The sequence below is a fragment of the Alphaproteobacteria bacterium LSUCC0396 genome (assembly GCA_041228345.1).
In the GTDB taxonomy this organism is placed as follows: Bacteria; Pseudomonadota; Alphaproteobacteria; order Puniceispirillales; family Puniceispirillaceae; genus UBA3439.
In genome coordinates this window covers 2,524,958-2,542,685 of record CP166131.1, presented here as the reverse complement: position 1 = coordinate 2,542,685, position 17,728 = coordinate 2,524,958, and the positions used below count along the sequence as shown (strand labels likewise).

Here is a 17,728-nt window from a genome sequence, read left to right as displayed (position 1 = left end):
ATGATCGACTTTGCAACATTGACACTTGTAGATTACGGCATCCTGCTGGTGTTGGTGCTGTCTTGTGTTTTGTCCACATTGCGCGGCATAACGCGCGAATTGCTGGGTCTTATTGGGTGGGTTGTCTCAATCTTGGTGGCGAATTTCACCGCCCCTCAAATTGAAGACCCGATTGTTGATTTACTGCAAATCAAGGGGCTCGGCGCCGCACTGGCGTGGGCCCTGCCCTTTGCCGCATCAGTTGTGGTCTGGTTTATCCTCGCAAGCGTAATGGCGCCTGCGCTAACACGTGTCGGGTTCGCCAGCCTTGATCGCTGGCTTGGCGTATTGTTTGGGATTATCCGCGGTTTCGGCCTTGTACTGATCGTCTTTGTGATTGCCGTCTTTGGCACTGACGGTGAGGAAAATCTGCCAAAAATTGTCAAAGACTCGCAGAGCACGCCGCTGCTGAGCCGCAGCGCCCATTATTTCTCGGACTTCGTGCCAGAGGATTATCGAGATCAGTTGATCAATAATTTGTCTTATCGGCCACCTATATTTGATAGCAAAGCAAGCGATAGCCTAAACGCGCCGATTGAGGCAGGCAAAAATGCGATCAATAACGGCATGAAATTATTTAGCGATGAGCAGACGAAATAACGCGGCTGGCACTGCCTGCCGATGGCATATCTGACACGACTTGACGCGCACCGGTGTTTTGGTTGATAACCCTGCCATTGGCGGGCATCGGGGTGTTATTAAATCCGTCTTGACCTTAGGACATTGATTATGAGCTTGGTAACAACCGACCCTTTTTATGATGATCATTTACAAGAAGAATGCGCAGTTTTCGGCATTTTCGGCACAAATGAAGCCAGCATTAACGCCGCGCTAGGCTTGCACGCCTTGCAACATCGTGGGCAAGAGGCGGTTGGCATAGTCAGCTTTGACGGCAAGTCTTTTTACGCCCATCGCGGCCTTGGTCATGTTGGCGAAAATTTTGGCGCTGGCTCATCACATATCGAAAATCTAGTTGGTCATGTTGCGATCGGGCATAACCGCTATTCAACGAGCGGAAATTCAAACGCCCTTTTGGAAATTCAGCCATTTTCATCAGAACTAGCCTTTGGCGGCTTTGCGCTTGCGCATAATGGCAATCTCACCAATGCGGCGCGGCTGCGTTCATCACTGGTCGAAACTGGCAGCCTGTTTCAATCATCATCAGACACTGAAATCATTGTGCATCTGGTTGCACGCTCGCATCAAGACAACGTAACTGACCGGTTGATTGATGCGCTAAAGCAAATTGAGGGGGCATATTCGCTGGTTTGTGTTGCCAAAGACATGATGATCGGCGTGCGTGACCCGCTTGGGGTGCGGCCGTTGGTTCTCGGCAAACAGGGCGATGCTTATGTGCTGGCATCAGAAAGCTGTGCGTTGGACATTGTTGGTGCAGAGATCGTGCGGGATCTGGAACCGGGTGAAATGGTTGTGATTACCAAGGCCGGTGTCAAATCACTCAAGCCCTTCCCTGTGCAAGCCAGCCGGTTTTGCGTGTTTGAATACATCTATTTTGCCCGCCCTGACAGTGTGCTTGAGGGGCGCGGCGTCTATCATGCGCGTAAGGCCATTGGTGCCGAGCTGGCGCATGAGTCAGGCGCTGATGCCGATTTGGTTGTGCCTGTTCCCGATTCCGGCGTGCCGGCAGCGCTCGGTTATGCCGAAGCCGCCAAAATCCCTTTTGAGCTGGGCATCATCCGTAATCATTACATCGGCCGCACCTTTATCCAGCCGACACAGCAAGGCCGTAACGACAGCGTCAAGATGAAGCATAACGCCAACCCGGCAACCGTGCGCGGCAAACGTGTCGTGCTGGTTGATGACTCGATTGTGCGTGGTACCACATCGCGTAAAATCGTGGCGATGATGCGCGCCGCCGGTGCGGCTGAGGTGCATATGCGCATTGCCAGCCCGCCAACGACAAATCCATGTTTTTACGGGGTTGATACGCCCGACAAAGACCAGTTGATTGCCGCCAAACTGGACGTTGACGCGATTGCCAAGGAAATTGGCGCCGACTCATTGGCATTCATTTCAATTGACGGGCTTTATCGGGCAATGGGTGAAGCAAGCCGCAATCCCGATGGCCCACAATTTTGTGATGCCTGCTTTACTGGTGATTACCCGATTAAACTGGCGTCTGGCCTGTCAAGCAAACGAGTTTCGCATGGCAGCAGCCGCTAGCCCTTACCAACCTGACGTGAGCGCCGCATGACCCCTGATCTTAAAGATAAAGTGATTTTGATAACTGGTGCCAGCCGCGGTATTGGCCGTGCGGTTGCGCTGGCTGTGGCTAAAGCCGGTGCCGAAACGGTCATTACCGGCCGCACGATGGGCGCACTTGAAGACCTTGATGACGAGATTAAGGTCGCTGGCGGAAAAGCGACCATTGTTGAGCTTGATATGGCTGATTACGCCGCGATGCCGCGCCTTGCCGCGGCCATCCACGGTCGCTGGGGACGTCTTGACGGGTTGCTTGCTAATGCGGCAATGCTTGGGCCGCTGACCCCATTGTCACATCTTGACGACAAGGTCTGGGATAATACTATCTCGGTTAATCTAACCGCTCAGTGGCATTTAATCCGTGCGATGGAGCCGCTATTGATTGCCGCACCTGCTGGCCGCGCCGTTCTGGTCTCATCCGGTGTTGCTAGTGGCATTGCCCCATTCTGGGGGCCTTATGCAATTTCCAAGGCGGGGCTAGAGGCGATGGGCCGTGTTTGGGCGGGCGAAACCGAAAAAACCAATTTGCGAATTAACATGATCAACCCGGGCGGTACAGCCACTGGCATGCGGGCATCGGCGTTCCCGGGCGAAGATCAGGGGCTATTGCCGCAACCAGCAGATATTGCGCCAGCTTTCTTGACGCTTCTCAGCCCCGGTTGTAGCGATCACGGCAAACGCTTTGACGCACGCGAAATGCTGGGTCTATAGGCGGCTTGCCCGCAGACGAAAACGATAAGGATCGAGCGTACGCCGAATATCACGATCAAGCGTGACCGGCATCCCAGCGATCGCAGCTGCCAGCATATCGCCAAGCAAAGGCGCCAAGGTCAGGCCGCGTGCGCCTAGCGCCCCAAGCACATAAAGATCATCGTCAATTTTGCCACATACCGGATTGCGATCTGCTGTACTGGCCCGCCGGCTTACCCGCGCGCCATAGTCTGCCGTATCCGGCAGGCGGCACGCAAATCCATCCGGCAAAAGCTGGCGGTTATGAAGATGCGCACTTGGCAGGATTTCGACCTTGCCCTCTCGGTCAAATGTCGCGCCCAATTCATGCAAACCATCTTTGGCCGGCGTCAGATAACCACCAAAACTGATACCCGCGCGCAAATCCGCCAAATCAGCATTCGTCGGCACATGACTGACCTGACCGGAGGTAACGTCAATATTGATGCCAGTAACCGCCAGCATTGCATGAAGCCCAGCCAGATCAGCACCGCCGGCAATCACGAGCCGATCGAACGTCAGGCGGCGTCCATCAGCCGCTACCAGATGGTACCCGTTATCATCGCGGTTGATATTTATGACCTGAAAGCCAAAATGGCTGACCGCACCAGCGCCAAGATGCGTGGTAAGGCGTACCGGATCAATGACCCGCCCAAACGGATGCAAAACACCCCCAAGCGGAAGTTTGATAGCGGCGATGCTTGACGCGCCGGCCATATCAACAAACTGCATCAAATCATCGGGCCAGAACTGCGTGCGAAATTTGGCTTGCCGCACCGCTTCGCGTTCCGGCCAATCAAGTGAAATAACTTTGTCGGCAATTGTTGCCCCGGCGGCATCGCTGCACCGAGACGCATAAGACAGGCAATCAGCAGACATCCGGCTCGCCGCATTATGATCAACACTCAAACGCGGGCTTTGCACCGCCAGCCGGTTACCTGATGCACCACCAGCAAGCCCCTCACCCGCCTCGACAAGATGCGGAGCGATCCCCCGCGCCACCAATCCTGCCGTAACCGAGGCACCGGCAATCCCGCCGCCAATGATGCCAATTCTGCAATTTGCCAAATCCGATGACGGTGCTAAAGCACCCGTTTTCCGGCCAGCAAGCATATCGCGCTTGCGGCCAAAACCGGGGCGTTTTTCAACATCAAATCCAGCATCAATAAGCCCCTGCCGTACCGACCTGGCAGCGGTGAATGTTGCAAAACTGCCGCCAGCGCGCGTTAAGCGACCAACCGATTTCAAAAGATCAGACGTCCATAATTGCGGATTTTTGGCCGGGGTAAACCCATCCAGAAACCATGCATCGGCGGCGAAATCGGCTTTCGCCAGCGCATCAGCCGCATCGCCATAAATCAAATGCAGACGCACCCTGCCATTGTAAAAATCACAGCGATGTAATCCGGGCCAATATGGCGGCAATGCCGCAACCAGATCACGGCTGTGCTTGGCAAGCGCCGGAAATGCCTGATGAGATTGCGTCATGACAGCGGCTGGCAACGGCCGTGCCTCGACCGAGATATAGTCAATCTGACACGGCCCTTGATGCGATACTGCCCCATCATCAAGCAACACCAATAGCGCCAGAAAATTCAGACCCGTCCCGAAACCAGTTTCAGCAATGGTAAAATGTGATGCTGTTGCAAGCCGTTGCGGCAAATCATTACCGGCAAGGAATACATGGCGAGCCTCGGCATAACCATCGTCTGCCGAGAAATATAAATCATCAAAATCATCAGCGCGCAAAACCCCATCACGCTGAGATAATGGTGCGGCGGCTAGCCGGTAATCGGCTGAATGATGCGTTGCGGGTTCCGTCATGACGGTAATCTGCACCTGCTGCGTCCACGCCGCAAGAAAATGCCAATCTTTGCGCTAAAAAAGATTGTCGCTTTAACGCTTTTTTTGTTTTTTGCTGGTTATTCTTGGAGGGGTGATCATATGGACATGTGTAGTGCGCCATGCCGACACGCCTCGAATTATCAATTTTTGAGCAGTTTCTCAATTTTGGTTGCCTGACCATCACCATCGCAAATGGGCCTTATTATCGCCTTAACGGTAAACAAGACGGCCCAGATGTCGCCATTAAGTTAAAATCCCGTCACCTGTTCTGGCGTATTCTTCTGCGGCCAGACCTTGCTATCGGCGAGGCCTATATGGATGGCAGCCTGATCATCGAGGGCAATGACCTTGACCCGTTCATGGCACTTTTAATGGCAAATAACAGTCATTGGCAAAATCACTGGCTGTCAAAGTTAGGGCTGTTCGCCGGTAATTATCTGGCATTTTGGCAATATTTTAATCTACTGGGGCGGGCAAAGCGTAATGTCGCCCATCATTATGATCTGAAAGACAGCCTTTTTGATCACTTCCTTGACCCGCGGCGTCAATATTCCTGTGGCTATTTCCATGATGTCAGTGAAACGATTGCTGATGCGCAAATCAACAAGCTGGCGCGGATCGGTACCAAACTATGTTTACAACCCGGGCATCATATTCTTGATATTGGCTGTGGATGGGGCGGCCTTGCCAACCCGCTTTATGAGATGCAACCCAATATTTCGGTAACGGGCATCACCCTCTCGGAAAATCAGCACGCCTATGCGCGCCAAAAGGCACAGCAGGATCAGCGCGGGCGACATCTTAATTTTGAGCTTTGCGATTACCGGCATCAACGCGGCGTTTTTGATCGCATCGTATCGGTCGGGATTCTTGAGCATGTTGGCGAGCGTCATTTCAACAGCTATTTTGCAAGCATCGCGCGACTTTTAGCGCCAAATGGCGTTGCGCTGGTGCATTCTATCGGGGTTCACCAAACGGCAAGGCGTTGTAATCGCTGGCTGAATAAATATATCTTTCCGGGCGGCTATCTGCCATCGCTCGAACAAATGACCCGGGCCGCTGGCCGGCAAGGGTTAAAGATTCTCGATATTGAAATCATGCGTGGCCATTATGCGGAAACATTGCGGCATTGGCGTCGCGGTTTTCGGGCAAATATCGCCGCGGTTCGCGAGGAGTATGACGAGCGCTTTATCCGTATATGGGAATTTTATCTTGCTGGCTGTGAATATTTCTTTCGCTGTCAGGATGGTATGGTATTTCAGATCCAGTTGGCCCATGATCACAACGCTGTGCCTTTGACAAGGCGGTATATCAGCCGAGATGAAAATCAATATCGGATAAGATTGTGCCAAAAAACCCGTTCTGGAAAACCATCCCGCTCGAAAAGCTAGACAAAGACCAGTGGGAATCTTTGTGTGATGGCTGTGGGAAATGCTGTGTCTTAAAGCTTGAAGATGTTGATACTGGCGAGGTGCATTATACCGATGTGAGCTGTAAATTGCTCGATTGCAAAACCGCTAGATGCAGCAGCTATGAAAAGCGCAAATCATTTGTTCCAGATTGCGTTATGCTGACGCCTGATAATCTGGGAATACTAAGCTGGATGCCGAAAAGCTGTGCTTACCGTTTGATCTATGAGAACAAGGATCTGCCCGACTGGCACCCGCTTATCACCGGCAACCCCGACAGTGCTATTCTGGCCGGTCACTCGGTCGCCGGACGCGTGACACCGGAAAGCGCGGTTGACGAAGATGATCTGCCTGACCATATAACGATCTGGTAACCGGAAAAACAGAAGAGGCAAGTCATGAGCCGAACAATGTGGATATTGCTGGCGTTGATGGCGGTATTGTCGATTTCGATGATTTGGCGCGACTCTGAGGGCAAGCCAGCACCAAGCTGGACATTATGCAAAGAATCGCTTTTCACGCAGATTTTTACTGGCGCTTGCACCATGCGTTTCAAGGGTGAAACAACGCCGTCTTAGGCGCGGGATATCTGGTATTACAGCTTGTCGAATTCGGGCAAAGAGGATTATAACATCTCGCGACCATGTTCAGGAGTTAGCGTCATGTATTTTCGCCCCGGATTGCATAAAGAAGCAGGCCTTTCATTTAGCCCCCTTAAAGCGATTGTATCGCCGCGTCCAATTGGCTGGATTTCCAGCCGTGGCAAAGACGGCAGCGTTAACCTAGCACCCTACAGCTATTTCAATGCCATTTCCGAACTCCCACCAATGGTGATGTTCAGCAGCGCACCATCGGGGAACGGACAGCATAAGGACTCGCTTCGCAATGTGATCGAGACCGAGGAATTTGTCGTTAATATCGTCAGCTCGGACCTTGGTGATGCGATGAACATCACCTCAGAAGGGCTGCCTTACGGCCAGAATGAATTTACCGCTGCAGGGCTGGATATGGCCGATTGCCATAGCGTGACGGTGCCGCGTGTTGCCGCCTCGCCGGCGGCGCTTGAATGCAAATTATGGAAGGTGATTGAACTGCCAAAGCCAGAGGATAATGATGCTGGCGTCATGGTAATTGGGATCATTACCGGTATTCATATCGCCGATGATGTGATCATTGATGGCAAGGTTGATGTCACGCGCTATCAGCCACTTGCTCGGCTTGGCTATATGGATTACGCCCGGGTAACCGATGTTTTTGCGATGGCACGCCCCGAAAAAACCTAGCCGTACAACAGGCACTTATTCTGGAAGCAATTAATCTGGCGCTAGTTTTTGAATGATCGTTAATTTACCGCAATGTGCAGCTTGAAACAATTGCTGTCACATAGCCAAGAATGCCAGCTTTCTCATAACGCAGTTTCAAAATCCAGTCTTCGGTTGGGATGATTGCATTCAACGGCAATGACCCGCTGATGGTTTTCTGCCCCCCAAGAAACACGTGTCGAACACTGACCGGTAACGTCGGATCAAACCATGGTGTATCACGCTGTGCCTGTTTTCCGGCGCTGCCCTCAACCGACAAATTCAGCCCGCCACCAAACAGTGTGAGTTTGGATTCCGGCCCGGCATAAAGCGGTGTTGCAACTGCAACGTCGTTGCGCGCCACCTCGCGGCAATTTGCCGGTTTTCCAAGAGACTGAATAGATGACGTAATCTGCTCTGACGTCACACCAGTGGCTATTTTTCTGGCGATTACCCGACGCAACGGCACATTATCGTCGCCAGTGATCGATTTCGCCGTACCATCCGCCCTAGTTTTTGCCAGTTCAAGTTGTAGATTTTGAACGTGGGTGCTGAGTTCGGTAATGCGCACATTATTTTCATAAATCACCAGATCGGCTTCGGCCTGCAAGCTAGATTGCTCGGCCTGTCCCCACAGCCAGCCAAACCACAATGCACCGACAATCAAGGCAATACGCACAAACAGCACCAACCAGCCGCGCATTTCCCGGCGGCGATAGCGTTCTTGTGTTTCAAAAAAATCCATGCGGGCAATCCTTGCCATGATCATGATGCCATACCGGTACCACTAACGGTTCTAGATACAACAATGATGCCCAAACGCCAAGCAATGATCGGCAATGCTGACGATCACCGATAACAGATCGCCTTTGCCAAGGTCTGCTTGCTTGAAACTTTGGTCAAGTCTTGGCAAATTGGTGAGCCGGATCATCGTTAAATCCGGCTAGTTCGATCTTTTCCACCATTAAATCATTTGGATCTTCTGTCATGCAAAAGCCTGCCTCACCCCGATCATCAGCTATCAAAACAGGGGGCAAATCGGCAGGCAAGTCAGGCGGCAGATCACTTAAAAAGCAAGTCCGGAAACCTTTGGCAACGCTAATTAAAGGCGATATCACGCACCGCGCATGGCAACGGATGCTAAGCGGTCGGCGCCTCGATATTTTAAACCCGTCACCACTGGATATCGAAATCGAGGACATTGCGTACGGGCTAGCACGGGTCAGCCGTTGGAACGGACAAACCCGCGGCAAACACAGTTTTTCAGTTGCCCAGCATTGTGTTTTGGTTGAACGGCTGGTGCGCGCAAATGCGCCAAAACTAGACCAGAAATGGTACCTAGCCGCATTACTGCATGACGCACCGGAATATGTGATCGGCGACATGATAACGCCGTTTAAACACGTCCTTGGCGGTATTTACCGCGACATCGAATCCGGGCTTGATCGGGCCGTTAATATCCGCTTTGGCCTGCCAGCAAGCCTGCCCGAAACGGTACAACGCACGATTAAACGCGCCGACCGTATGGCCGCATGGCTGGAGGCAACCCAGCTTGCCGGCTTTGCCGAGAGCGAGGCCGCAAAGATTTTCATTAAACCTGCTGGCACACCTGCCAATATAAGGCTGCGCCCACAATCGCCTGACGAGGCAGCGGCCAGCTTTCTGCGGCGCTTTTCAATCCTTGGCGGGTATAAAAAACAGATGCAATAATGACCGCTAATAATGGCCGCCACTTATGGCCGCTACCAATGGGCAGTTATTTGCGTAATGCCGAAGCCGCACGCTGGCGCTTTTTGACCCGGCGTGATTTCATCAAAATTTTGGCGCGTCCCAATGTCAGACAATCGGGACAAACACAGCTTCCAGCAAGATCAAAGCCGCCACGCATATTGGGCAGATCCATGCACCAGCAATGATCCTTTCCCGGTGGCGCGCCACAATTGAACAATGTGCCACAATGCTCACAGGTCAATTTTTCCAAAAAAATCTCCGCATCCCTAGATTGCCGGGCTAGCATCCAATATTTAACTGGCAAGAGCAACCCGCAAGAAAGCGGGTCATAACCAGCCGACGCCCCGTTCCTTGGGCGACGCTATCACGCCATTTAATGTCGCCCTGAAAGGCTTTTTTGTCAGCCAGTGCAGCCGTCGAATTTTATCAGTAAAAAGGCCTTTTTCTTTGGTGTAAACTTTGCCACATTGAGGAGTAATCATACGATACTTCAACGCTGGGACATGAATGCGTTACTCACTCTGGTCATTAATCAATCAAGCATTGACAGGCAATCGAGACTGGAAACCGGTTTGGCGCGACCCCGAACCGAAACATCATTACGACATCATTATTGTTGGCGGTGGCGGTCATGGGCTTGCTACGGCGTATTACCTCGCCAGCCGCTATGGTATCAAGAATATCGCAGTGCTGGAAAAAGGTTGGATTGGGTCTGGCAATATCGGTCGTAACACGACAATTGTCAGATCGAACTACCTGCTGGATGGGAATGAACCGTTTTACGAGAAATCACTCAAACTCTGGGAAGGGCTTGAGCAGGATCTCAATTACAATGTCATGATGTCACAGCGCGGCATCATTAATCTCTATCATTCAGACGCCCAGCGCGATGCCTATGTTCGGCGCGGTAATGCCATGCGGCTTCATGGGGCCGATGCCGAGCTGTTAAACCAAGACCAATTGCGCGCACTTTGTCCGTTTCTAGATTATGAAAATGCCCGCTTTCCGATCATGGGTGGCCTGCTGCAAAAACGGGCTGGAACCGCCCGACATGACGCGGTGGCATGGGGTTATGCGCGCGGCGCTGATCAGCGCGGTGTCGACATCATCCAGAATTGTGATGTTACAGATTTTCTGATTAAGGATGGGGTCTGCAGTGGCGTTGAAACCAGCCGCGGCACAATTCGCGCCGGTAAAGTTGGGGTTGCTGTTGCTGGGTCAACCAGCCGTGTTATGGCCAAAGCTGGGTTGCGCCTGCCGATTGAAAGCCATGTATTGCAAGCCTTTGTTAGCGAGGGGCTAAAGCCAGTAATCCCGGGTGTGATCACTTTTGGCGCTGGTCATTTCTACATCAGTCAGTCAGACAAGGGCGGACTTGTCTTCGGCGGTGATATTGACGGCTATAACAGCTATGCCCAACGCGGCAATTTACCGGTTTTCGAAGATGTTTGCGAAGGCGGCATGGCAATCATGCCGATGATTGGTCGTGCACGGCTTTTGCGCAATTGGGGCGGCATCATGGATATGTCGATGGACGGATCGCCAATTATCGATAAAACCCCGATTGATCAATTATATCTGAACGCTGGCTGGTGCTATGGCGGTTTCAAGGCGACCCCTGCATCTGGCCTGTGTTTTGCGCATCTTCTTGCAAATGATGCGCCGCATAAGGTTGCCACCAAACTGCGCCTCGACCGGTTTCAGCGGGGCGCGATGATTGATGAACGCGGGGCTGGTGCCCAGCCAAATCTGCATTAACCAAGATTTTGAGGATTGATTAAAACAAATGATTATCAACCATCCCCATCTTGGCCCGCGCGACGCTAGCGAGTTTACCATTCTAGGTGATGCCAGCCTGATCAACCGGCCGGACTGGCAGGCTGATGACGCCGACAATGCCTTTTATACCTATCTCTACCTTCGCGATAATCCGGCTGGGCTGCATCGTGAATTATGGTTTCATGAACAGGGCGACCGTTCATGGCTGGTCGTTACCCGTGACACGCGAACCCATGCGGTGATTGATGTCGCGATTGCCAGCGATGTCGCCAAAGCTGCCAAATCTGATTCGGCCGCCCCTAAAAAACCTGCAAAAAAAGCCGGCGCAAAAAAAGCTGCTACAAAGACGGTTAAAGCCAAAGGAAAAGGCGCATGAGTGCGGCAAGCCTTTCGCAAAAAAACCGGATCGCGGGCGGGCTTATTGATCGCAGCCAGCCGCTAGGCTTTCGCTTTGATGGACAGCATTATACCGGCTTTGCAGGTGATACGCTTGCCTCGGCGTTATTGGCGAATAATGTTCGCCTCGTCGGGCGCAGTTTTAAATATCACCGGCCACGCGGTATTTTGACAGCCGGATCAGAAGAGCCAAACGCGCTGGTAACAATCGGTGATGGTGCGTATCAAGATCCCAATTGCCGCGCCACGACTGCTGAACTAATTGACGGGATGAGCGCCAAAAGTCAGACAAAAATGGGCTTATTGTCATTTGATTTTATGGCGATAAATGATTTTTTATCGCCGTTACTTGGTGCCGGTTTTTATTACAAAACCTTCATGTGGCCTGCCGCATTTTGGGAAAAGCTATACGAGCCGATCATCCGGAAAGCGGCTGGTCTTGGCAGCCTGTCCGGCCGCGCCGACCCCGACAATTATGACAAAGGCTATCTTCATTGCGATGTGCTGGTCATTGGCAGTGGGCCAAGCGGGTTAATGGCCGCACTCGCCGCGGCCCAATCGGGGCTTCGGGTTATTCTGGCGGATGAGGATTTTCGCCTTGGTGGCAGGCTTAATGCCGAACGCCAGCAAATAGACGATATGGAAGGCGCCGCCTTTGCCGCCTCAATTCTTGCCCAGCTAGCATCGATGGATCATGTGCGTATCCTGTCCAAAACAACCGTTTTTGGTGCGTTCGACCATGGGGGCTATGGCGCATTGGAGCGGGTGAATGAGCATAATGCCAACGACAGCGTTCGGCAGATTTTCTGGCATATCCGCAGCCAGCGCTGTGTTCTGGCAGCTGGATCGAATGAACGGCCTATTGCCTTTAGCAATAATGACCGGCCGGGCGTTATGCTGGCTGGTGCCGTGCGCAGCTATGTAAACCGGTTTGGTGTCGCGCCCGGAAAGCGTGTGGCGATTTTCACCAATAATGATGATGGCTGGTCAACTGCCGAAGATCTGCACGCCGCCGGTGTTGAAGTAACCGCAATTGTTGATAGCCGCAGTGACATATCACATACCCCGCCCAAGGGCGTGCCAACATTGCTTGGCGGATATGTTACTAACACCAGCGGCAGACTTGGCCTTAACAGCGTTCAATTAAATAACGGCACCCATATTCCGGCTGATTGCTTGGCAGTTTCCGGTGGCTGGTCACCAAATGTTCATCTGACCTGTCATCAACGCGGCAAACCGGTTTGGCAGGACGCAATTGCCGGGTTTGTTCCGGGCGGTATTATGCCAGACGGCATGATTGTAACCGGAGCCGCCAAAGGCGTGATGACCCTTGATGCGTGTCTTAAGGCCGGGGTGAAGGCGGGGCAGCAGGCCGCGCGTAGCCTTGGCCGCAAACCGGCCAGCATCAAACCGCCGCGCGCCACCGACGAAGCCTTTGCAATTCAGCCATTCTGGTACGTTAAAACCAGCACTAAAAAGGCGTTTGTCGATTTCCAGAACGATGTTTCGGTAAAGGATATTAAACTCTCGCATAAAGAAGGATTTCGCGCGGTTGAACATCTTAAACGCTATACCACGCTTGGCATGGCCACCGATCAGGGCAAGATTGCAAATATACCCGGCCTCGCGATTCTGGCCGATATTTCGGGCAAGACAATTGCTGAAACTGGGACAACAATATTCCGCCCTCCCTATACACCCGTGCCAATCGCCGCCTTTGCCGGACGCAGCCGCGGCAAACATTTCCGCCCAACTCGCCTTACCCCATCGCATAAATGGGCGCGCGAACAGGGGGCTGTTTTTGTCGAAACCGGGGCCTGGCTTCGCGCCCAATGGTACCCGAAAGCTGGTGAGACCGAATGGCGGCAATCAGTTGACCGTGAAGTTCTTGCCACGCGTGCTGGCGTTGGCGTTTGCGATGTGACGACGCTTGGCAAGATTGATATTCAGGGCCGTGACGCTGGCGCTTTCTTGAACCATGTTTATGCAAACGGCTTTGCAAAATTGCCAATTGGCAAGACCCGCTATGGCCTGATGCTTCGTGAAGATGGCATGGTAATGGATGATGGCACCACGGCACGGCTTGGTGAAACCCATTATTTGATGACGACGACGACAGCCAACGCCGTTGGTGTTTTCAGGCACCTTGAATTTGCCCATCAATGCTTGTGGCCTGAGTTGGATGTACAGCTAATCTCGGTGACCGAGCAATATGCGCAATATGCGGTTGCTGGGCCAAAGTCGCGGCAATTATTGGAAAAGCTGGTGGATAAGGGCGTCGATATCTCGAACGCGGCATTTCCGTTTATGGCTTGCGGCGAGATACGCGTTTGCGGGGGGATTAAAGCGCGCCTTTTCCGCATCTCTTTTTCGGGCGAGCTTGCCTATGAAATTGCTGTTCCTGCCCGCTATGGTGACATGATGATGCGGGCGTTAATGACAGAAGGTAAAGAATTTGGGGTTACCGCTTACGGCACTGAGGCGCTTGGCGTCATGCGGGTTGAAAAAGGCCATGTTGCTGGCAATGAATTGAACGGCCAGACAACGGCGCGTCAAATGGGGCTTGGCCGGATGGTGTCGCAAAGCAAGGACTCGATTGGCCTTGTGTTGAGCCGCCGCCCTGAACTGGTTCGTGATGATGATTATGAGCTGGTTGGCCTAAAACCGGTTGACGTGAATAACCGGCTGACCGCAGGCGCCCATTTCATTGCGCTAGATGCTAGTTGCACCGCCGAAAATGATCAAGGATGGGTAACATCGGTCGCCCATTCGCCGCACCTTAAATGTGCCATTGGCCTTGGCTATATCCGGCGTGGCAGCAGCCGTCATGGTGATATCGTCAGGGCCGTGGATTTGCTTGGCAATCAGGATATCAGGGTCGAATTATGCAGCCCGCATTTTATTGATCCGGAAGGAGCACGGCTACATGGCTAAGTCTGATCCGGCAGTCAATTCGTCATTTTCCCTGACGGCACAAAGCCCGCTTGGGGGACATCATGCCATTACCGATGGCGTCAGCCTCATCGAAATTACCGACCTTTCAATCGTGTCAGTTGCCCCGCTTATGGGCGGTGAGACCAGTTTTAAATCTGCCATTGCCAAGCTGTTTAACGCCGGCACACCCTCGGCAACAATGGCGCTCGAGCGAACTGGCAAGGGCCGCTGTTTCATCATGCCAAGCGCGCATAATCAGTGGTTTTTGGTGTTTGACGATAATCAAAGCGATCCGCTAGACGCGGCGATTGGTTTATTGGGTAAAAATACGAAACCCCATCTTGCAATGACTGATCAATCGGACTCATGGGCTGTCTTGGCGCTAAGCGGGATAGAGGCACGCCAGATTCTCGAGAGAATTTGTCCAATTGATTGCAGCGCGGCTGCGATGCCGATTGGCACCACCGCCCGAACAATGATGGAACATCTTGGTGTAATCATTACGCGCCGCCCCGACACTGATGATGGTGCGCCCTGTTTCTGGCTGTTTTCGGCGCGGTCATCAGCCGCCAGCTTTTTGCGCGCGATTACCACAACGCCGCCATTTCATACCTAGATCAGAAACAGTATTTTTTTTGCCACTAAAGCAAGCTTTCCTTTTGCATCATCGGATTAGCTGGGCTATCACCTGATACGTACCAGCCACGCGGGCGTGATGGAATGGTAGACATAACGGACTTAAAATCCGTGGGCCTTAGGCCGTGGGAGTTCGAGTCTCCCCGCCCGCACCATTCTCTGTAACACTTTATGTGTAACTGATTGAAATGACTCACTTCATGTGTCTGCATGATGATTGGTGTGCAACAGAATGAGAAACAAATGTGAAGCGAATCACTTGCTTTATCGTGATGGTGTTTACTATTATGTGAGGCGTGTGCCTTACGACTTAACCTCCTACTATAATGTTAAAAGGCTGTGTTTCAGTCTAAAGACGAAATCAGCCTCTGCTGCTGTTCGTGCAAGCAAGTCCATAAACCAACGCCTTGAGGACTAATGGCTGGGTTTAAGGCTTCAGAACATGGATATACCAGCCATTCAAGTGGTCAAATCAAGTGATACCCATGTAAATGATACTTTACGTCTATCAGAAGCCTGTGAGTTATACCTTCGGCTGAAAGGCGTGGGTAAGGACAAGGTGTTCATAAGAACAGCCAATCGTAATACTGGCTATGTAACTAAGTTGCTTGGCGATAGACCCATATCCTCATATTCATCCAATGAAGCTGCTCAGTTCCGTGATTGGTGCATTGGGCAAGGCATGGGTATTAAGACAGTTAAGCGTGTCTTTGCCTCTGTTAGAGCCATTATAAATCTAGCTATCTCAGAAGAAGGATTTGATTGTTCTAATGCCTTTGCAAAGACATAGACGATGAGATGCGATGGCTTATTGCTCTTATCAGTGACACTGGCATGAGATTGGGTGAAGCAGCTGGTCTATTGAAAGAGGATATCAAACTTGATGAACCTATTCCTCATATAGACCTCAAACCACATCCGTGGAGGAGTCTTAAGACTAAAGGCAGCCAAAGACTCATACCTCTTACTAAAGAAGCTCTTTGGGCTTCTAAACGCCTTTTAGATGCCAATAATGATAGTATCTTTGCCTTTCCACGATACTGCGATGAAAGAAGCTGCAAAGCTAACTCAGCTAGTGGTGGATTGAACAAGTGGCTGCATCAATATGTGCCTGATAACTGTGTCATACATAGCTTCAGGCATAGCCTCAGAGATAGGTTAAGAGCAGTAGAGTGTCCTAGTGACATCGTGGATGCCATAGGAGGCTGGAAGACATCTGGCATAGGGCATGGATATGGGAATGGGTATCCATTGAATGTCTTGGAGAAGTGGATGAAACGGATAACACACTAGCTATTTAAGCCAGACGATAAATCCCCGACCTTTCGGAGCCAACCTTCTGAACCAAGCCTTTTTGAATGAGGGTTTTAAGTGACCTATATAAAGAAGGCGTTGGTATTGTATCGACCAAGCTATGGGTCCTGATATCATCAAGTAAGGCATCTCTTTTGCCATCTTCAGTTATCAAAACTACAGAAGCAAGAACTTGCTTGTCAGTTTGTGTCAGCGCACTCAAACCTAAATCTGTTTCCATTGATTGTGTGACCTTTAAGAGGTCTGCAAACACTTTGCGATTTGACATCGGTTTCCCCCTTAGGCCTGCGCAATTTGTCGAAGTTGTCTAAATATTAACATAATAACTAGCATACCAAACAACAGACCTAAAGTGTCACCAACAATAAACCTGATAATTACTTCCATTAATTCACTTGGTGCAAAAAGACCAGACTTTAACCAAGAAGAGCCTAATGAGTTTATAATTGAGGCAAACACCCCCCCAAACAGGACAGTTCGCCAGCTGATTACACCAATATCTTTTGGATAAGCATCTATCTTGCAAAACCGCATGAATTCAAATGCCATTACTGCAGAGCAAGCTGAAAAAGTGGGCATTATAGTATGCGCAAGAAATTCATACTCTGTGTGAGGCATTGTATCGCTTATCAAGGAGAGTCCAATAGCGACTGGAACCATAGCTATCAGCGACTTTGGTCCGAGCAACCATGCACTCAAGACACGCACTGCATGAGGGAAGAAAAGAAAGCTAGCAAGAGCAGCATTCTCACTCGTGAGCCTAATTTCCAACGGAAATATAAGGTGCTGCTGGATTATAAGTGCAAAAATATAAGCAAGCATCGAAATGCCAATCCAGTGTTGAGAAAGGCTGCGTATCAAATTCATGTTTCTTAGATCCAAGGTTACAATTTAAATGTTAGTTTAAAAGGAATTAATCTTTAGTGTTGCCATGCATGCTTTTGTTTCGTCTGACAAAGACAAGGATTTTTTTCTTTTGTCAGGGCCCGTTGTTGTATGAATAAAATTGGCCGCCAACAAGCGTTGAATGAATTTGTCAAAAGAAGGTTTTTGAGGTTTAGGCGATGCAAGTAAAGCATAGGTTTCTGATATTGAGTAACGACCATCATTACGTGCCAAAAAAAATAGAAGCTCTAAAGAATATCCATTTGATAGGAATATCTTGAGTTGTGAACTAGCAATGATTCTGATTATTTCATACATCACATATTTTTAGAGCAATGTTGATCACAAAGCGCTAACATTAAATATATATACTTTTCGACATCGTTTTTTGTTGTTCCTTGTGTTTTTTGTTGTTCCTTGTGTTGAATTTCTTTCCAAGGAGGAAACTCATTCTGTTGCACACCAATCATCATGCAGACACATGAAGTGAAGCATTTCAATCAGTTA

20 protein-coding genes, 1 tRNA gene and 1 pseudogene are annotated in these 17,728 nt (G+C 50.9%); 16 read left to right on the top strand and 6 right to left on the bottom strand.

Going from position 1 to position 17,728, the window contains the following annotated elements; translation table 11 throughout:
* The 3 genes from AB8881_12060 (at position 1) to AB8881_12050 (ending at position 2,973) form a co-directional block, all read left to right on the top strand.
* On the top strand, positions 1-639 hold the full coding sequence (locus AB8881_12060) for a CvpA family protein (protein XDZ63263.1): 639 nt from the start codon (positions 1-3) through the stop codon (positions 637-639).
* A gap of 129 nt (positions 640-768) precedes the next feature.
* Positions 769-2,223 carry an amidophosphoribosyltransferase gene (gene purF / locus AB8881_12055; GenBank protein XDZ63262.1) on the top strand — a complete coding sequence of 485 codons (1,455 nt, stop codon included), beginning with the start codon at positions 769-771 and terminating at the stop codon, positions 2,221-2,223.
* 27 nt (positions 2,224-2,250) lie between these two features.
* Positions 2,251-2,973 carry an SDR family NAD(P)-dependent oxidoreductase gene (locus AB8881_12050; protein XDZ63261.1) on the top strand — a complete coding sequence of 241 codons (723 nt, stop codon included), beginning with the start codon at positions 2,251-2,253 and terminating at the stop codon, positions 2,971-2,973.
* On the opposite strand, the gene mnmC is transcribed toward AB8881_12050, so the two are convergent.
* Positions 2,968-4,815, bottom strand: a complete 1,848-nt coding sequence (gene mnmC / locus AB8881_12045) for an FAD-dependent 5-carboxymethylaminomethyl-2-thiouridine(34) oxidoreductase MnmC (GenBank protein XDZ63260.1) — start codon at positions 4,813-4,815, stop codon at positions 2,968-2,970. The genes AB8881_12050 and mnmC overlap by 6 nt on opposite strands.
* Positions 4,816-4,955: 140 nt before the next feature.
* Between mnmC and AB8881_12040 the strand changes: the two genes are divergently transcribed.
* The 4 genes from AB8881_12040 (at position 4,956) to AB8881_12025 (ending at position 7,528) form a co-directional block, all read left to right on the top strand.
* On the top strand, positions 4,956-6,227 hold the full coding sequence (locus AB8881_12040) for a class I SAM-dependent methyltransferase (GenBank protein ID XDZ63259.1): 1,272 nt from the start codon (positions 4,956-4,958) through the stop codon (positions 6,225-6,227).
* Positions 6,167-6,619: a YcgN family cysteine cluster protein gene (locus AB8881_12035; protein XDZ64562.1), complete on the top strand. Its 453-nt coding sequence runs from the start codon at positions 6,167-6,169 to the stop codon at positions 6,617-6,619. The genes AB8881_12040 and AB8881_12035 overlap by 61 nt, the downstream gene beginning before the upstream one ends.
* Before the next feature lie 24 nt (positions 6,620-6,643).
* Entirely contained in the window at positions 6,644-6,823 is a 180-nt protein-coding gene (locus AB8881_12030; protein XDZ63258.1) for a hypothetical protein, read from the top strand.
* Between the two features lie 84 nt (positions 6,824-6,907).
* The gene (locus AB8881_12025; protein XDZ63257.1) at positions 6,908-7,528 is read left to right on the top strand and encodes a flavin reductase family protein; all 621 of its coding nucleotides are present in this window, start codon (positions 6,908-6,910) and stop codon (positions 7,526-7,528) included.
* 64 nt (positions 7,529-7,592) lie between these two features.
* Here AB8881_12025 and AB8881_12020 read toward each other — a convergent pair whose 3' ends face one another.
* Positions 7,593-8,291 (bottom strand): hypothetical protein, encoded by a 699-nt coding sequence (locus AB8881_12020; GenBank protein XDZ63256.1) that lies wholly within the window; start codon positions 8,289-8,291, stop codon positions 7,593-7,595.
* Between the two features lie 392 nt (positions 8,292-8,683).
* Here AB8881_12020 and AB8881_12015 point away from each other — a divergent pair, with 392 nt between their 5' ends.
* The gene (locus AB8881_12015) at positions 8,684-9,256 is read left to right on the top strand and encodes a YfbR-like 5'-deoxynucleotidase (GenBank protein ID XDZ64561.1); all 573 of its coding nucleotides are present in this window, start codon (positions 8,684-8,686) and stop codon (positions 9,254-9,256) included.
* Positions 9,257-9,302: 46 nt separating this feature from the next.
* Here AB8881_12015 and AB8881_12010 read toward each other — a convergent pair whose 3' ends face one another.
* Positions 9,303-9,527, bottom strand: coding sequence for a cysteine-rich CWC family protein (locus AB8881_12010; GenBank protein XDZ63255.1), 225 nt, complete (start codon positions 9,525-9,527; stop codon positions 9,303-9,305).
* A 257-nt stretch (positions 9,528-9,784) separates the two neighbouring features.
* On the opposite strand from AB8881_12010, the gene AB8881_12005 reads away from it, so the two are divergent.
* From AB8881_12005 to AB8881_11970, 8 genes and pseudogenes are all read left to right on the top strand, one after another.
* Positions 9,785-11,035, top strand: a complete 1,251-nt coding sequence (locus AB8881_12005; GenBank protein XDZ63254.1) for a sarcosine oxidase subunit beta family protein — start codon at positions 9,785-9,787, stop codon at positions 11,033-11,035.
* 28 nt (positions 11,036-11,063) lie between these two features.
* Positions 11,064-11,333 (top strand): annotated as a pseudogene (locus tag AB8881_12000) (sarcosine oxidase subunit delta).
* Between the two features lie 95 nt (positions 11,334-11,428).
* On the top strand, positions 11,429-14,386 hold the full coding sequence (locus AB8881_11995; GenBank protein ID XDZ63253.1) for a sarcosine oxidase subunit alpha family protein: 2,958 nt from the start codon (positions 11,429-11,431) through the stop codon (positions 14,384-14,386).
* Positions 14,379-15,002 carry a sarcosine oxidase subunit gamma gene (locus AB8881_11990; protein ID XDZ63252.1) on the top strand — a complete coding sequence of 208 codons (624 nt, stop codon included), beginning with the start codon at positions 14,379-14,381 and terminating at the stop codon, positions 15,000-15,002. Before AB8881_11995 ends, AB8881_11990 begins: the two co-directional genes overlap by 8 nt.
* A 90-nt stretch (positions 15,003-15,092) precedes the next feature.
* Positions 15,093-15,177 (top strand) — tRNA-Leu (locus tag AB8881_11985).
* A 77-nt stretch (positions 15,178-15,254) separates the two neighbouring features.
* Positions 15,255-15,440 (top strand): DUF6538 domain-containing protein, encoded by a 186-nt coding sequence (locus tag AB8881_11980; protein ID XDZ63251.1) that lies wholly within the window; start codon positions 15,255-15,257, stop codon positions 15,438-15,440.
* 24 nt (positions 15,441-15,464) lie between these two features.
* Positions 15,465-15,812, top strand: a complete 348-nt coding sequence (locus AB8881_11975; protein XDZ63250.1) for a hypothetical protein — start codon at positions 15,465-15,467, stop codon at positions 15,810-15,812.
* A gap of 8 nt (positions 15,813-15,820) precedes the next feature.
* Positions 15,821-16,315 carry a tyrosine-type recombinase/integrase gene (locus AB8881_11970; GenBank protein ID XDZ63249.1) on the top strand — a complete coding sequence of 165 codons (495 nt, stop codon included), beginning with the start codon at positions 15,821-15,823 and terminating at the stop codon, positions 16,313-16,315.
* 4 nt (positions 16,316-16,319) lie between these two features.
* Here AB8881_11970 and AB8881_11965 read toward each other — a convergent pair whose 3' ends face one another.
* The 3 genes from AB8881_11965 to AB8881_11955 are packed head-to-tail and all read right to left on the bottom strand — an operon-like array spanning position 16,320 to position 17,539.
* The gene (locus AB8881_11965) at positions 16,320-16,604 is read right to left on the bottom strand and encodes a hypothetical protein (GenBank protein ID XDZ63248.1); all 285 of its coding nucleotides are present in this window, start codon (positions 16,602-16,604) and stop codon (positions 16,320-16,322) included.
* Between the two features lie 11 nt (positions 16,605-16,615).
* Positions 16,616-17,203 carry a hypothetical protein gene (locus AB8881_11960; GenBank protein ID XDZ63247.1) on the bottom strand — a complete coding sequence of 196 codons (588 nt, stop codon included), beginning with the start codon at positions 17,201-17,203 and terminating at the stop codon, positions 16,616-16,618.
* 36 nt (positions 17,204-17,239) lie between these two features.
* On the bottom strand, positions 17,240-17,539 hold the full coding sequence (locus tag AB8881_11955; protein ID XDZ63246.1) for a hypothetical protein: 300 nt from the start codon (positions 17,537-17,539) through the stop codon (positions 17,240-17,242).
* Positions 17,540-17,728 lie beyond the last annotated feature (189 nt).

What these genes read in the sequence shown, in the direction of transcription:
- AB8881_12060 (XDZ63263.1), top strand. Translation starts at nt 1, where the DNA reads ATGATCGACTTTGCAACATTGACACTTGTAGATTACGGCATCCTGCTG.
- purF (XDZ63262.1), top strand. Translation starts at nt 769, where the DNA reads ATGAGCTTGGTAACAACCGACCCTTTTTATGATGATCATTTACAAGAA.
- AB8881_12050 (XDZ63261.1), top strand. Translation starts at nt 2,251, where the DNA reads ATGACCCCTGATCTTAAAGATAAAGTGATTTTGATAACTGGTGCCAGC.
- mnmC (XDZ63260.1), bottom strand. Translation starts at nt 4,815, where the DNA reads ATGACGGAACCCGCAACGCATCATTCAGCCGATTACCGGCTAGCCGCC.
- AB8881_12040 (XDZ63259.1), top strand. Translation starts at nt 4,956, where the DNA reads ATGCCGACACGCCTCGAATTATCAATTTTTGAGCAGTTTCTCAATTTT.
- AB8881_12030 (XDZ63258.1), top strand. Translation starts at nt 6,644, where the DNA reads ATGAGCCGAACAATGTGGATATTGCTGGCGTTGATGGCGGTATTGTCG.
- AB8881_12025 (XDZ63257.1), top strand. Translation starts at nt 6,908, where the DNA reads ATGTATTTTCGCCCCGGATTGCATAAAGAAGCAGGCCTTTCATTTAGC.
- AB8881_12020 (XDZ63256.1), bottom strand. Translation starts at nt 8,291, where the DNA reads ATGGATTTTTTTGAAACACAAGAACGCTATCGCCGCCGGGAAATGCGC.
- AB8881_12015 (XDZ64561.1), top strand. Translation starts at nt 8,684, where the DNA reads ATGCTAAGCGGTCGGCGCCTCGATATTTTAAACCCGTCACCACTGGAT.
- AB8881_12005 (XDZ63254.1), top strand. Translation starts at nt 9,785, where the DNA reads ATGCGTTACTCACTCTGGTCATTAATCAATCAAGCATTGACAGGCAAT.
- AB8881_11995 (XDZ63253.1), top strand. Translation starts at nt 11,429, where the DNA reads ATGAGTGCGGCAAGCCTTTCGCAAAAAAACCGGATCGCGGGCGGGCTT.
- AB8881_11990 (XDZ63252.1), top strand. Translation starts at nt 14,379, where the DNA reads ATGGCTAAGTCTGATCCGGCAGTCAATTCGTCATTTTCCCTGACGGCA.
- AB8881_11980 (XDZ63251.1), top strand. Translation starts at nt 15,255, where the DNA reads ATGAGAAACAAATGTGAAGCGAATCACTTGCTTTATCGTGATGGTGTT.
- AB8881_11975 (XDZ63250.1), top strand. Translation starts at nt 15,465, where the DNA reads ATGGATATACCAGCCATTCAAGTGGTCAAATCAAGTGATACCCATGTA.
- AB8881_11970 (XDZ63249.1), top strand. Translation starts at nt 15,821, where the DNA reads ATGCGATGGCTTATTGCTCTTATCAGTGACACTGGCATGAGATTGGGT.
- AB8881_11965 (XDZ63248.1), bottom strand. Translation starts at nt 16,604, where the DNA reads ATGTCAAATCGCAAAGTGTTTGCAGACCTCTTAAAGGTCACACAATCA.
- AB8881_11960 (XDZ63247.1), bottom strand. Translation starts at nt 17,203, where the DNA reads ATGAATTTGATACGCAGCCTTTCTCAACACTGGATTGGCATTTCGATG.
- AB8881_11955 (XDZ63246.1), bottom strand. Translation starts at nt 17,539, where the DNA reads ATGTATGAAATAATCAGAATCATTGCTAGTTCACAACTCAAGATATTC.